Here is a 13274-nt window from a genome sequence, read left to right as displayed (position 1 = left end):
CCTTCTCGCGGTACCCGCCGGCAAGTGCACGGCCCAGGAAGGGCTCGCTCTCTCCCATATGATAAGGCCAGGCGGTGTCGATATAGTTCACACCGTGATCGATCGCGTAATGCAGCTGTTCTGTGGCCTTTTCTTCATCTATCGAAAAGTCTTCCCTGACAGGAAGCCGCATGCACCCAAACCCGAGTACGGATAATTCGTCTCCGTTTTTCGGAACTGTTCTGTATAGCATTTTAGTCACCATTTTTGTGTTATTACGATCTTACATGAAAATCACGCTGTGATTTACATGAAACAGTCCATGAAACCTTTGTTTCATAAACGTTTTTCCGGGAAATACAGTATATCCGGCTAGTTCCTGAACCCTACTTCAGGCAGCCAGTTATCTATTTCTTCCTGCGAGTTTTTTACATTTCCTGCCCTGACTGCAAGCCCGTCGGAGACGGTCGAACCGGGGCATAGTTTCCTGATATCGGCGACACTTCGCCCGAGACCGCTTCCGCCGTGCGTGCAGAATGGTGCTATGGTTTTTCCGGAGAGATCGTACCCGGACAGGAACGATGCAACCGGCATTGGTATAGTGCTCCACCAGTCGGGATAACCGACGAAGATCAGATCGTATGAGTCAATGTCCCCTACTTTAGTCTTAAGGGGCGGCCTGTAATCCCGGTCGAGCTCCGATTTAGCCTGCTCCACAACTGCGTTATACTGCTGCGGGTACGGGTCCACGGGAACGATCTCGAAGATATCGCCGCCGACTATTTCGTGTATCTTCTCCGCAACTATACGTGTGTTGCCTGAATGCGAGAAATATGCCGTGAGTATTGATTTTTCAGTCATCTTCACTCTCCATCCGGGATTAAAAAATCCTGATCGTATTAGTATCTGTATGTGGTATATAACATATGTAGGATATACAAACATGATTGAAATATACTTGCAATAATGAAACCATGTGTGAGTTCAGGTATTATCACCTGCACTTTTGTCAAAAAATTCCGGTTGATTGTGCCTTCCAGTTTCCTGTTTTAACAGTAGAGAACAATTCACAGGCTTCTTTCATTCTTTCGCGAACCTCCACCTGGAACGGGCAGTTCTTTTCGCATGAGCCGCACCCGGTGCAGTCTTCTGCATTTTTGTTCAGTGTCATGTAGTGATCTACTGCAAGTTCGTCGCCGGATTTTGCAAGGTCTAAGTATTTGTTAACCGAAGCGATATCGATCCCGGCCGGGCATGGCTGGCAGTGGCCGCAGTAAATGCAGATCCCGTGGACGTCCCTGTGCGGCAGACCGCCGATAAAAGAGTAGTCGCAATCTCCGTCGGAGGCGGAGTAATACCCGAGTGCCTCCTCCAGGTCTTTCATGGAACGTATCCCCGGCAGGCAGGAGAGAACGGCGGGACGGTCGAGGGCGTACCTGATGCATTGCGGGATCGTCATCCTGTGATACAGCGGAGATGTCTTTTCGTTGAGAAGCTGCCCGCCGCAATAAGGCTTCATGACGGTAATGCCTACGCCTTGTTTTTCACATTCACGATATAGCTCCGCTCTCTCCCGCGACAAAACCAGTCTCCCTCCCGAGGGTTCGAAGTCATAGGCTGCATTAAGGCTGAACATGAAGACGTCGATCTCTCCGGTTTCGATGAAGAGCCTGGAGATTTCCGGCGAATGCGACGAGAAACCGAGATGGCGGATTGTCCCTTCCTCCTTCAGCCTTAGGGCGTAATCGAAGATCCCGCCCGACATTATAGCTTCAAAATCCGAAACGTCGTCCACATAATGAATCAGGCCGATATCTGCATAATCTGTCCCGTATTTTTTCAGTTCGTTTTCGAACCCTTCCTTTAGTTTTGAAAACGGCCTTACCCTCGTATACGTTCCTCCCGGGTATACGGCTCCGAGATGGATCTGCATGACCATCTCCTCCCGCCGCCCTTTTAAGGCCAGTGCTATAGGTTCTGCCGCTTTGTTATCGGACATGACGGTATCGATCAGGTTTATTCCGTTCTCCATACCGTAACTGACGATCTTTTCGATCTCCCGTGGTCCTGATTCACGGAGACTTCCCGAGCCGATACCGATTGTGCTGACCATGCAGTCGCTGTTGGGTAAATTCCTGTATTCCATGGGTTTTTTTCCGTTCGGCCAGAGAAAATTAAATGGATAATACCATATTAAATGTCATATCCCGGCTAACTGTTAAATGGTATATTATTTGTGTGTATGCGCCATATATTGAATACAAACAGTCATGTCATATACTGACAGGTATGAAACCGATGGATGATAATAAAAAAGAATTCAAATATGCATGGGGAATCGATGCCGCCATAGATGTGATCGGCGGCAAATGGAAGCCTCTTGTCCTATATGCATTAAATGAGAAGACATTACGCTTTAACGAGATATTGAAGGTGATCCAGCCTAAAATTACGCAGAGAATGCTTACCAAAGAACTTCGCGAACTCGAAAGCGACGGGCTTGTTACCCGGAAAGTCTACCCCGTGGTTCCGCCGAAGGTCGAGTACTCGCTTACTGAAACCGGGAAGTCGCTGATGCCGATTCTCGATCAGCTATGTCTCTGGGGATGCGAACACATGAGAGACGATATCGAGTTTCTCTGCGATGAGAACGATTGAATTTCTTCCATGTTCAACCCGGAAGAACATGGCCGAGACGCAATTTTAATTTTCAATTATATTCTTCAAACACATATTGGCACCCCTCGCCGCCAGCCGCTTCGCAGGCCGGCGGATCGGCCCCGACCTCGGGGCCTCTCTATCATGATAAACCGCCCAGGGGATAGACGAGTATCCCCTGGGCGGAGAGACGCGGTGAGCTCATGAGGCTTATGGAATATTCTCCTCCGGAAAGAATTCTTTGCTATGCCTATGCTCAAGAGGACCGACAAAAAATCAGATATGTAAAAATAATTTTGAGAGATTATATCCGGCTGATAAAACAGCAAAAAAAAAAAAATCGATGGTGAGTTTTCAGATTATTCCTACTCACCATATTCTTCTTCAGTAACTTGACCTGACTGCTCTACGCACCCTGTGTCAAATTATAATCTTTCCCTAAATTATCTTTGAAGAACGACTCCAGTTTGTCGAAGGGGATATAGTTGTTGTCTCCTCCGTCGTAGAGATCGATATGTCTCGCACCCGGGACGATGTAGAGTTCCTTTGGTTCGGCGGCCATTTTATAGGCATCTTCGCTAAAATACCTGGAGTGTGCATTCTCACCGATGATGAACAGGATCGGCCGCGGTGAGATGGTGTCGATGTAATTCATCAACGGGAAATTCATAAATGACATGCTGCTCGTCACTGTGAATGCAGCTCCTGCATTCGGATGATGCCCGCGTTTCATTCCGTAATATTCAAAGAATTCACTCAGAATCGGGTCCAGTCCCTCCGGGATTGAATCGGCCGGTTCACCAGGGAATCCTTCAGGCAGCAACGGAGTTCCGTTTTCAAAGTCCTTCCAGCGCTGTTCGCCCAGCTGAACCAGCGCCCGGGCACGCTCTTCATCGGTCATTGAATCTTCCCAGCCTTTTCGTATCATTCTGCTCATGTCGTACATGCTTGCAGTCGCTACTGCTTTGATACGCGGGTCCACCTGGGCTGCAGTGACTGAAAACGCTCCGCTTCCGCAGATGCCGATGGCTCCGATCCTGTTCCTGTCAACGAACGGGCGTGTCCCCAGGAAGTCTACTCCTGCACTGAAATCTTCGACGAACAGGTCCGGAGATGAGATATGTCTCGGTCTTCCGCTGCTTTCCCCGTTATAGGATTCATCGAATGCAATGGCAACGAATCCCCGTTCCGCCATATTTTGCGCGTATATTCCGGCACCCTGCTCCTTTACACCGCCATAGGGTGTGCCTATAACGAGAGCCGGATATTTTTTCGACTTGTCGATGTCTTTTGACAAATACATGTCCGCTGCAACGATTATTCCGTATTTGTTCTTGTAGGATACGCTTTCTACAGTTACCTTTTCACTGACTTCAAAGGTCTTTTTATTGGCTTTCTTTTTGTTCTCTGTAATTTCCGGCATTTTTTTACCTCCGGTTCGTTTGAATTTTACTATAGAAATCAGGACCAGGACCCTTTAGATCCCTTGCCCTAATCCCAACAAACTTTTTAGCTCTCTAATGTCCATGTCTATCTCAGGCGACCCCGGCACCGGCGCCAGGCCGCCGGACGGCCCCTGCCCAGGGGCCTTGCCTTAAGATAGCCATCTCATGGCACGCTCGGGGGACCGACAAGGGTCCCCTGAGCTGTTTATTTGCTTTTACATGCAAATCACTTTATGATTTACATGAATCAGTGCATGAAACTTTGTTTCATGAACGTTTTGCTTGGAAATCCAGATTGAGACCCTTTAGATCTCTTGTCCTGATTCCAACAGGTTTTGTAGATTTTATCGGTTTTTGTGTGATGGAATCGCCCATCATGGGGGTTTTACATGAAACAGTCCATGAAACCTTTGTTTCATAAACTTTTTTTCTCATCAACGGACGAAATTATGGTAATTTTGAATATTCCTCATCAGTTACAGGTTCCATCCATTCGGCATCGCCTTTTTGCATATTCGTGCTTATGGCGATATGGGAGAACCAGCTGTCCTTTGCCGCACCGTGCCAGTGTTTTACATCCGGCGGGATCTTCACCACATCGCCTTCTTTTAACACCCGTGCCTCCTTTCCTTTTTCCTGGAAATAGCCCTTTCCGCCCGTGACAAGCAGGATCTGGCCGCCCGGGTGCCTGTGCCAGTTGTTCCTTACGCCCGGCTCGAATGTTACGTTGAAAGTCGGGCAGTTGAATGTGGTTTCAGGGGGGACGAGGACGGAAAGCCATGCCGTTCCCGAAAAATACTCGTTCTCGATCTTCTCTCCTACAGGAAAGATTATTCTTTTCTCAAATTCTTCCGGAATTTTCATATTTATCGCCTTATCTGGATCATCTTGATTTTCATTCTGTTTTCAATCCGTGTCACGGATTCATTCGATTCTCTCAATTCTAACGGTGAAATCCCCGTCGATTTCTCCTAACTTTTCAGTTCCCGATTCGATCGTGCCTAATATGACAAGTCCTCCCGAGTAACCGAAGTCGTTGTAGAATATCGCAAGATTTCCCCAGGGAGAATAGTAGGTAAAATCTCCTGCCGAAGGATCGCTTCCTGCGGGTGCATCCTCAGTCGACAATCTTTTCGGCAGACTGCTGATCTTTTCGGTCCCCGAATAGTCTTCGAAGGTCAGCGTTAAGGGAAGTAATGTTAAGAAATCTCTGCTCGTAGGATTGTCGTACATCTTCACGATTACTTCATCGTTGTCGAATGACAGTTTTATCCTTGCATCTGGTGTGCTGTTCATCGTATTGTCTCCCGTAACCGGTGTTCCTGAACCTTCGCCGGGCATGCCGGGCTGATCGCTTTCTTCCTGCGGCGTCCCTTCCGGGCCACTGCTATCAGTATCCCAGGACATAAACACCAGGGAAAAGATCGCCACTGCAAGTACCGCCACCAGTAATAATGTCGGGCCGACCGTTTTCTTCATCGAATTCCGATCCCCTTTTTCGTGCCGTTATCTCCTTTCTCACCGGTAGGAATCGGCATAGATTGCGACACAGTCCTCGATGCTCATCTCGCTCCTGTCGGTGAGGAAGAGCCCTCCCATAGTCTCCTTCGCGTTCTTCGCGAGAGTTTCGAATTCTTCGGGTTTGATCCCGTAGTCCGACATCTTCAGGTCCGAAACTCCGCACTCTTCCATGAGTTTCGAAAGCATCGTTATGAAGTCCATCGGATCTTTGGCGTCTTCCATTCCCATGGCCTTTGCCATAGCTATGAACCTGTCGTCCGCCACGTGTCTTTCGATAACTTTCGTGAAGTACGCCCTGCTGATCATTATCAGGCCTGCACCGTGGGTGAGCTCCTGGTGATAGGCGGACATCGCATGTTCGAGGGCGTGCTGGCTTGTGACTGCACCGATTGTCTCGAGCATTCCCGAGAGGATGTTTCCGAAGGTGACTTTTTCGCGTGCGTCGATGTCGTCCCCGTTCCTGACAACCTTTGCGAGATTTCGCCCGACATTTTCAATCGCATTGATAGCGAAGACATCGCTCATCAGATTGGTTCCCTTGGATACATAGCCCTCGGCACTGTGGAACAATGCATCGAAACCCTGGTACGCGGTTAAGTCCGGCGGCACTGTCTTCGTCAGTTCGGGATCTACAATCGAGAGGACGGGGAACGTGTCGTCATTGCCCAGACCGATCTTTTCATGACGGGTTTCGTGTGTTACGACAGCCCAGGGGTCCGTTTCGGAGCCAGTACCCGACGTGGTTGAGATAACGACGACGGGCAGGGGCTTGTTCGTCATTAATTTCTCTTTTCCCGTTCCGCCGAAGATATAGTCCCAGTAGTCTCCGTCGTTGGTGGTCATGATGGCGATCGCCTTTGACGCATCGATACAGCTTCCGCCGCCAAGAGCCACAACGAAATCACAGCCATGCTCTTTTGCAAAGGCTGCACCTGCCATGACCGTCGATCTCAGCGGGTTGGGCTGGACTTTGTCGAATACGACACTCTCCACACCGGCCTGTTTCAGCTGATCTTTTGTTCTTGCAAGGTACCCGTATTCTTTTGCCGAGGTTCCGCTTGTTATGACTATCATGGCTTTTTTGCCGGGAAGTTTCTGTTCGTGCAGGTTGTTCAGCTGGCCTGCCCCGAACAGAATCCTTGTTGGAATATACATCATGAAGCTCATGTAAAATCCTCCTTGCTCTTTTCTATCATAAAGATATGGGTGGAAGCGATCTCTTTCTGGGTTATGGGTAGCTTCTTTCAAAACCCATGGTTACTGATTATGTGGTATACTATAATTAACGGATACAAACAGATATGATACATACTAACACTCCGCATACTAAATGGTGTATAGAGGCTTTTTGCGTCTTTCCTGCCAGAAAAATGAGTTGGCGAAAATAGTTCTCCCTGCCCAAACGAAAGATCGGTATGATCTGCTGCGGGCAGGCAATATTGTACCGGATTAAAATGAACTAGATTGAATTAAAGATCACCGAGTGATTTTATAATTTTTGCAGGCACTCCTGCGACGATCGTATCAGGCGGTACATCACGGGTGACAACCGCTGACGCTCCGACGACCGAGTTCTCTCCGATTGTTATACCCGGCAGGATCGTCGCTCCTGCACCGATCCAAACATTATTTTTAATCCATATTGGATTGGAGATCGTTGCCTTTCTTTCGGACGGGTCCAGTGGATGGTTGGTCGTGAGAAGATTGACACAGGGACCGATCTTGACATCGTCCTCAATTGTAATACCTCCCCGGTCCATAAATGTGCAGGCGTGATTTATGAAGACATTCTTCCCGATTTTAATATTTTGGCCGAAATCGGTGTAAAACGGCGGGGTCACACGTGAGGAGGGATCGACCTCGTAACCGACCAGCTCGCTGAATAACTCCCTGGCTTCATCGTCATCATGATATGAAGTATTCATGCGGGCCGTGATCTTTCTGGCACGGCGAATCGCATCGCTCATTTTAGGGAATTCCGGGTCGTCCGTCCGGACCAGTTCTCCTGACCGGTCGCGTTCGAAGATGTCTTTTTTCTGTTTTAAGGAGAGATCGTTTTGGTCCTTCTTTTTCGTATGATCTTTCATTTCATCGCTCTTTCCGGTTATAAGCTGTATCCGCCGGTTATCCGGTTATATGTTTGCGATGTATGTCTTATATAGTTGGTATTTACTAAAACGTTTATGAAACAAAGGTTTCATGGACTGTTTCATGTAAATCACAACGTGATTTTCATGTGAAATGTTACATACGTACAGGATGTATACCAATGGAAGAGCCATCTGAAAAACAATACAAATATGCCTGGGGATTCGATGCCGCCATAGCCGTAATCGGGGGCAAATGGAAACCCCTGATCCTTTATGAGTTGAAAGACGGGACGCTGCGTTTCAGCCAGATCCTCAGGGGCATCCAGCCGAAGATCACCCAGAGAATGCTCACCAAAGAACTTCGCGAACTCGAAGACGACGGCCTGATTACACGGAAGGTGTACCCCGTGGTCCCGCCGAAGGTCGAGTACTCGCTGACCGAAAAAGGACTCTCGCTGATACCGATCCTTGACCAGCTGTGTCACTGGGGCTACGAGCACATGTACGACGAGATCGAGTTCAAATGCGAGGAGTAGACGGCTGCAGTGAAGGATCAATGAACCTGGTAAATTAGATTATCCCAACGATCCGCCGGAAGATCGAGAGATCGTCATATAACGATCTCCGGACCTAATTCACATTTTTGCTATAAAAATCAAGGTCCGGATCCTTTAGATCCCTACCCAAATTCCAATAAACTTTTTGGCACTTTGCTGTCTCATGTCTTTCTCCGGCAACCCCGGCACCGGCGGACGGGCCGCCGGACGGTCCCTACCCAGGGGCCTTGCCTGAAGATATTCTCCTTATGGCACGCCCAGGGGACCGGCAAGGGTCCCCAGGCTGTTTAATTTAGTTTCGTTTGGAAATCCGGATTGAGACCTTTTAGATCCCTTGTTTTAGTCCAAATAAACTTTGTAGATTTTCATCGGTTTTGCGTGATGGAATTGCCTGTCATGGGGGTTTTACACAAATTTCGGCGCGATAGCAATTTATCGGGCTGAAAATAACTCCCAGTAAATATTCTCCCGGTCACGATCGGGAATATTATTAAGTAGCTTAATCATTAAGTAACTAAACAATGACTGTTGCAGAATCGCGACCATCCGACTTCGCCGAACTATACGGGGTATGGATGAGAATACGGAATAAGATGAATATTATGGAGAATCTTCCCCGTGATTTCGGGATCGACGACCCGCTGAAATTATCGGAGATCCATGCTATCCAGGCCATCGGAAGTACGAAAGAGAACAACAACAGGATTATTGCCGAAATTCTCGGAATAACTCCTTCCGCCGCATCGCAGATGGTGGCGAAACTGGCCCGCCGCGGTCTCGTGAAAAAAGTCCGGGGACTTAGAAATGATAAAGAAGTCTCTCTCGAGCTTACAGAAAAAGGACGGACTGCATTCAGGTGCCACGAGAAGACCCATGCGGATGTTTACAAGAGAATCGCTGCCGGTGTCGGAACCCTGAAAAAAGAGGAACTGGAAGTAATTTCCAGGGTTTTTTCTGCAATGGAATCGGTCTACGATCAGCAAATCCGTGATCTCTCTGCGAATAAAAAAGTCAGCGGAACGGAGCGATCTGAATGAGTGCGGAAGATGCGAATGCAAAGCCCGGCCTGTTAAGCCTCCCTGGAAATTTCAGGGAGATTATTCAGCTCGGATTTGCGCACATGGTCAACGACATCTATTTCCCTGTCCTTATGGCACTGCAGCCGGTACTGATCACGACTCTCGGCTACAGTTATTTCCAGGCCGCACTCCTCCCGACGATGCACAGCCTGCTTTCATCCGTACTCCAGCCCGTCTTCGGAAGCCTCGCCGACAGGAAGGGTCTCAGGATCAGCATCATCATTTCGCTGCTGTTATCCGGCTGCGGTATCGCATTACTCGGTCTTGTCTCCAACCACTATTATGTAATGCTCGGGTGCGTTGCCATATCGGCGATGGGGCATGCGACATTTCATCCCGGTGCACTCTGCAAGGTGGATGCCCTTGCAACTCCGGGGACCCGCGGGCGTCTCACATCTTTTTTTACCGTAGGAGGGAATCTCGGCCAGGCACTCGGTCCTATAGTCGGCGGTCTCGCCCTGTCGTACGGCGGCATATCATCGATAACGTGGCTCGTGATCCCGGCGATCGCCGGTGCACTGGTTCTCATGTTCAGGCCGATTCCCGAGACTCACAAGAAGACCGTAGTGACTTCCGCATCCGGCCGGGAGAACTGGAAGCCCGTTATATTCCTCTTCTCCGGTGCAACACTCCGTGCATGGGCCACCTTTGGGGCCATGACTTTCATACCGACATTCCTCGTCCTGGAGGGCTACTCGCTCATAGATGCGACATTTTTAGTCAGTGTTATGCTTTTGGCAGGAGTTGTGGGGCAGCTTCTCGGCGGTTCGCTCTCCGATAGGTTCGGAAGAAAACCTGTGGTCGTTGCAACAACATTCGCGGCCGTTCCTGTTTTTGCCGCAATCCTCGTCACCCACGGCGCCCTGCTGATCCTTTTCATTATACTGTTCGGATTCCTCCTCTGGTCCTCCTTTGCAGTGACGATATCGATGGCTCATGAGCTGGTTCCCACCCAAATCGGCCTCATATCAGGTATGTTCATGGGAATCGCCATGGGAGCAGGCGGGATCGGGGTTTCGGTCTCCGGAATTATCGCCGACCATTTCGGCCTGACGACGGCGCTCGCTACATTTCCTGTCATAGTATTTTTCGCCGCCATAATGTTCGTACTGGTCAAATACAACCCGGAAAAGATCGAAGCGCAGGCTGATTGAAATGATGAAGAAAAATTATCCGTATATTTTTTTTATCTTCGTATCCGTGGGCCAATATTGTAACGACATCCCCGGGCGTGGAGCAATAAAGAATTAATAGTTATGAAACAGTGAAAAAACACAATTTTTCATATTATAAAAATAAATATTATTCAAAATTTGTACAAATATTGAAATAAACTGGCATTTTGCTCGAAAAATTGCCACATCAATTCCTTAAAGTTTATCATGATCTGGAGTATTATCATTTACTGTCTAAGAATGATGGAACGATAATTATGTCATACGGGGAGCAGGAGGATTCCGGCATATCACTTCTTTATGTCGATGACGAGCCGGTTCTTCTTAATATGAGCAAATTATTCCTTGAGAAAACAGGCGGTTTTTCAGTAACAACAGCAGGAAATGCGAAAGATGCCCTTAAGCTTTTGTCGGAAAAACCCTTTGATGCAGTAGTCTCCGATTACCAGATGTCCGGCATGGACGGTATCGGACTGCTGAAATCTCTCCGGAGTGCCGGCAACAGAATTCCTTTTATTATTTTTACTGGAAAAAGCAGGGAAGAGGTTGTAATAGAGGCGTTAAACGAGGGCGCGGACTTTTATCTCCAGAAAGGCGGAGATCCCAAATCACAGTATGCCGAACTGGCGCATAAGATAAAAAGCGCAGTAAAAAGCAAAAGAGCGGAGGAGGCACTTGAAAAACGCGTGATAATGCTGACTCAGCCGCCGGCGGAAGGCAACATAGAGTTCGAGGATCTGTTCGATATCGATGAAATCCAGCGGATCCAGGACGATTTCTCAACAGGTGCCGGCGTCGCATCGATAATTACCCGTCCCGACGGAACACCCATCACTAAACCCAGCAATTTCACCCGGCTGTGCAGGGATGTTATCAGGAAAAGCGAGTACGGCTGCAAAAATTGTTTTATCTCCAATGCGACCATCGGGAAACCTAATCCTGACGGTCCGACGGTGCAGAAGTGCTTAAGCGGCGGCCTCTGGGATGCCGGTGCGAGTATTATCGTCAATGGCAGGCACATTGCAAACTGGCTCGCCGGCCAGGTCCGAAACGAAGCCCAGACCGAAGAGAAGATGCTCGAATATGCCCGGAAGATCGGTGCTGACGAAAATGTCTTCCTCGATGCATATTATGAAGTACCATCAATGTCGACGGAGAGATTTGAGAACGTCTCAAAGGCATTGTTCGCGATGGCGAATCAGCTTTCAAAATCCACCTATCATAATCTCCGGCAGGCCAGGTCCATTGCCGAGTATGAAAGGACTAAGAAGGAACTTCTCCAAAAGACCGAAGAACTCAATGCTGCCTATGAACAGCTTGCCGCTTCTGAAGAAGAGCTCAGGCAGAATTACGACGAACTGGTAAAGAGTGAAAAGGAGCTTCGCGAAAGCGAAACGAAGTTCAAAACACTTGTCGATCTTTCCCTGGACGGCATCCTGGTAGTGGATTTCTCAGGCAAAATCCTCTTTGCCAATATGGAAACCAGCCGGATTCTGGATGTAAAAGATTCCAAATCCCTGGCGGGGAGAGCAAATATTATGGATTATATCGCACCCGAATCCCGCGCCGGACTTGAAAAGGATCTGGGTTGTGTTTTACAGGGCATAGACCGGTACCCTGTCGGCTATAAGATCATAAATAAAGCGGGAAGGGAGATCTGGATCGAGTGCATAGGAAAGAAGATCCATTTTAACGATTCAGAAGCCATGCTGGTTTTCATCTGGGACGTTACAGGACAAAAGGAGATTGAAGAGCAGCTGAAGGAATCGGAGAATAAGTTCACTACTGTTTTTATGAACAGCCCCTTTGTATTGACTCTCATATCAGGGACCGACCAGAAATTTACGGATGTCAATGAAAAGTTCGTAAGCCAAACCGGCTATTCCGTGGAAGAGACCATCGGAAAAACACCCGAGGAGCTTGGGATCTTCCAGGATAACAATCAGTATAAATTATTGCTTGCTGCGATGAGGGAAAAAGGCAGCATCGATAATTACGAGATAAATTGCCGCAAAAAAAGCGGGGAGATAAACCTCTGCAGTTTCACATCGAGATATATCCTGATGGGAGGAAAGCCATTCTGCCTGGCAGTTGTTGAGGATATTACAGAAAGAAAAACTGCAGAAGAGGCAGTGAGATTTGCGAACAGGAAACTCAATATTCTCTCCGATATCACACGTCACGACATCCTGAACCAGCTGATGGTGATTAAGGGTTTCCTTGAAATTGCAGAAGATCACATCCTGGATCAGCCGGGAGCGGACTGCCTCAATTATATAAAAAAGGCCTCTTCGGCTATCCAGCGTCATATAGAATTTACACGGGAATACGAGAACCTCGGAGTCAACAAACCCGTATGGATAGATATCCGGGAATTGATCAGCGATTCCGGAAACGAGAAAGTGGTTCTTTATAACGATTGCAGGAATATCGAGGTGAACGCGGATCCTATGCTCGAGAAGGTGTTTTTAAACCTGATGGACAACACGATCCGTCATGGCGAGGCAACCGAAGTCCGGGTCGGCTGCGAAATATCCGGCGATCTGCTGAAGATATTGTGGGAGGACAACGGGACAGGTATCCCGGACTCAGATAAGGAAAGAATATTTGAAAAAGGGTTTGGAAAAACTACCGGTTTCGGACTTTTCTTATCGAGGGAGATCCTTTCGATAACGGGGATCTCCATCTGCGAGACCGGAGAAGAAGGTGTCGGGGCACGTTTTGAAATAACCGTTCCCGGGGAGCATTTCAAGGTTGTGAGCAACTGAAG

At 48.3% G+C, this 13274-nt stretch carries 14 protein-coding genes; 5 read left to right on the top strand and 9 right to left on the bottom strand.

Annotation, left to right across the window (positions count from 1 at the left end; all coding sequences use genetic code 11):
• The 3 genes from METPAY_RS11295 to METPAY_RS11285 form a co-directional block, all read right to left on the bottom strand.
• A partial coding sequence (locus METPAY_RS11295) for an aldo/keto reductase (protein ID WP_048152634.1) occupies positions 1 to 232 on the bottom strand: 232 nt, incomplete at its 3' end.
• A 119-nt stretch (positions 233 to 351) separates the two neighbouring features.
• Positions 352 to 840, bottom strand: a complete 489-nt coding sequence (locus tag METPAY_RS11290) for a flavodoxin (protein WP_048152631.1) — start codon at positions 838 to 840, stop codon at positions 352 to 354.
• A 148-nt stretch (positions 841 to 988) separates the two neighbouring features.
• On the bottom strand, positions 989 to 2125 hold the full coding sequence (locus METPAY_RS11285; protein WP_048152629.1) for an aldo/keto reductase: 1137 nt from the start codon (positions 2123 to 2125) through the stop codon (positions 989 to 991).
• A 152-nt stretch (positions 2126 to 2277) separates the two neighbouring features.
• Between METPAY_RS11285 and METPAY_RS11280 the strand changes: the two genes are divergently transcribed.
• The gene (locus tag METPAY_RS11280) at positions 2278 to 2637 is read left to right on the top strand and encodes a winged helix-turn-helix transcriptional regulator (RefSeq protein WP_048152627.1); all 360 of its coding nucleotides are present in this window, start codon (positions 2278 to 2280) and stop codon (positions 2635 to 2637) included.
• 406 nt (positions 2638 to 3043) lie between these two features.
• Here METPAY_RS11280 and METPAY_RS11275 read toward each other — a convergent pair whose 3' ends face one another.
• From METPAY_RS11275 to METPAY_RS15540, 6 genes are all read right to left on the bottom strand, one after another.
• A complete protein-coding gene (locus METPAY_RS11275; protein WP_048152625.1) occupies positions 3044 to 4060 on the bottom strand; it encodes an alpha/beta hydrolase in 1017 nt (338 codons plus the stop codon).
• A 289-nt stretch (positions 4061 to 4349) separates the two neighbouring features.
• The gene (locus tag METPAY_RS15005; protein WP_157199071.1) at positions 4350 to 4517 is read right to left on the bottom strand and encodes a hypothetical protein; all 168 of its coding nucleotides are present in this window, start codon (positions 4515 to 4517) and stop codon (positions 4350 to 4352) included.
• 12 nt (positions 4518 to 4529) lie between these two features.
• A complete protein-coding gene (locus tag METPAY_RS11270) occupies positions 4530 to 4946 on the bottom strand; it encodes a cupin domain-containing protein (RefSeq protein WP_048152623.1) in 417 nt (138 codons plus the stop codon).
• Between the two features lie 60 nt (positions 4947 to 5006).
• Entirely contained in the window at positions 5007 to 5561 is a 555-nt protein-coding gene (locus tag METPAY_RS11265) for a cyclophilin-like fold protein (protein WP_211251533.1), read from the bottom strand.
• A 39-nt stretch (positions 5562 to 5600) separates the two neighbouring features.
• Positions 5601 to 6770 (bottom strand): iron-containing alcohol dehydrogenase, encoded by a 1170-nt coding sequence (locus METPAY_RS11260; protein ID WP_048152622.1) that lies wholly within the window; start codon positions 6768 to 6770, stop codon positions 5601 to 5603.
• A 302-nt stretch (positions 6771 to 7072) separates the two neighbouring features.
• Positions 7073 to 7690 carry a sugar O-acetyltransferase gene (locus METPAY_RS15540; RefSeq protein WP_048152621.1) on the bottom strand — a complete coding sequence of 206 codons (618 nt, stop codon included), beginning with the start codon at positions 7688 to 7690 and terminating at the stop codon, positions 7073 to 7075.
• 182 nt (positions 7691 to 7872) lie between these two features.
• Here METPAY_RS15540 and METPAY_RS11250 point away from each other — a divergent pair, with 182 nt between their 5' ends.
• From METPAY_RS11250 to METPAY_RS14335, 4 genes are all read left to right on the top strand, one after another.
• Positions 7873 to 8229, top strand: coding sequence for a winged helix-turn-helix transcriptional regulator (locus METPAY_RS11250; protein ID WP_048152620.1), 357 nt, complete (start codon positions 7873 to 7875; stop codon positions 8227 to 8229).
• Positions 8230 to 8771: 542 nt separating this feature from the next.
• On the top strand, positions 8772 to 9287 hold the full coding sequence (locus METPAY_RS11245; protein ID WP_048152619.1) for a MarR family winged helix-turn-helix transcriptional regulator: 516 nt from the start codon (positions 8772 to 8774) through the stop codon (positions 9285 to 9287).
• A complete protein-coding gene (locus tag METPAY_RS11240) occupies positions 9284 to 10483 on the top strand; it encodes an MFS transporter (protein ID WP_048152616.1) in 1200 nt (399 codons plus the stop codon). Before METPAY_RS11245 ends, METPAY_RS11240 begins: the two co-directional genes overlap by 4 nt.
• A 278-nt stretch (positions 10484 to 10761) precedes the next feature.
• Positions 10762 to 13272, top strand: coding sequence for a PocR ligand-binding domain-containing protein (locus tag METPAY_RS14335; RefSeq protein WP_052418788.1), 2511 nt, complete (start codon positions 10762 to 10764; stop codon positions 13270 to 13272).
• Positions 13273 to 13274 lie beyond the last annotated feature (2 nt).

Source organism: Methanolacinia paynteri, assembly GCF_000784355.1.
In the GTDB taxonomy this organism is placed as follows: Archaea; Halobacteriota; Methanomicrobia; order Methanomicrobiales; family Methanomicrobiaceae; genus Methanolacinia; species Methanolacinia paynteri.
The sequence above is the reverse complement of the archived record's forward strand: the minus strand, read 5'-3'. Positions and strand labels throughout refer to the sequence as shown.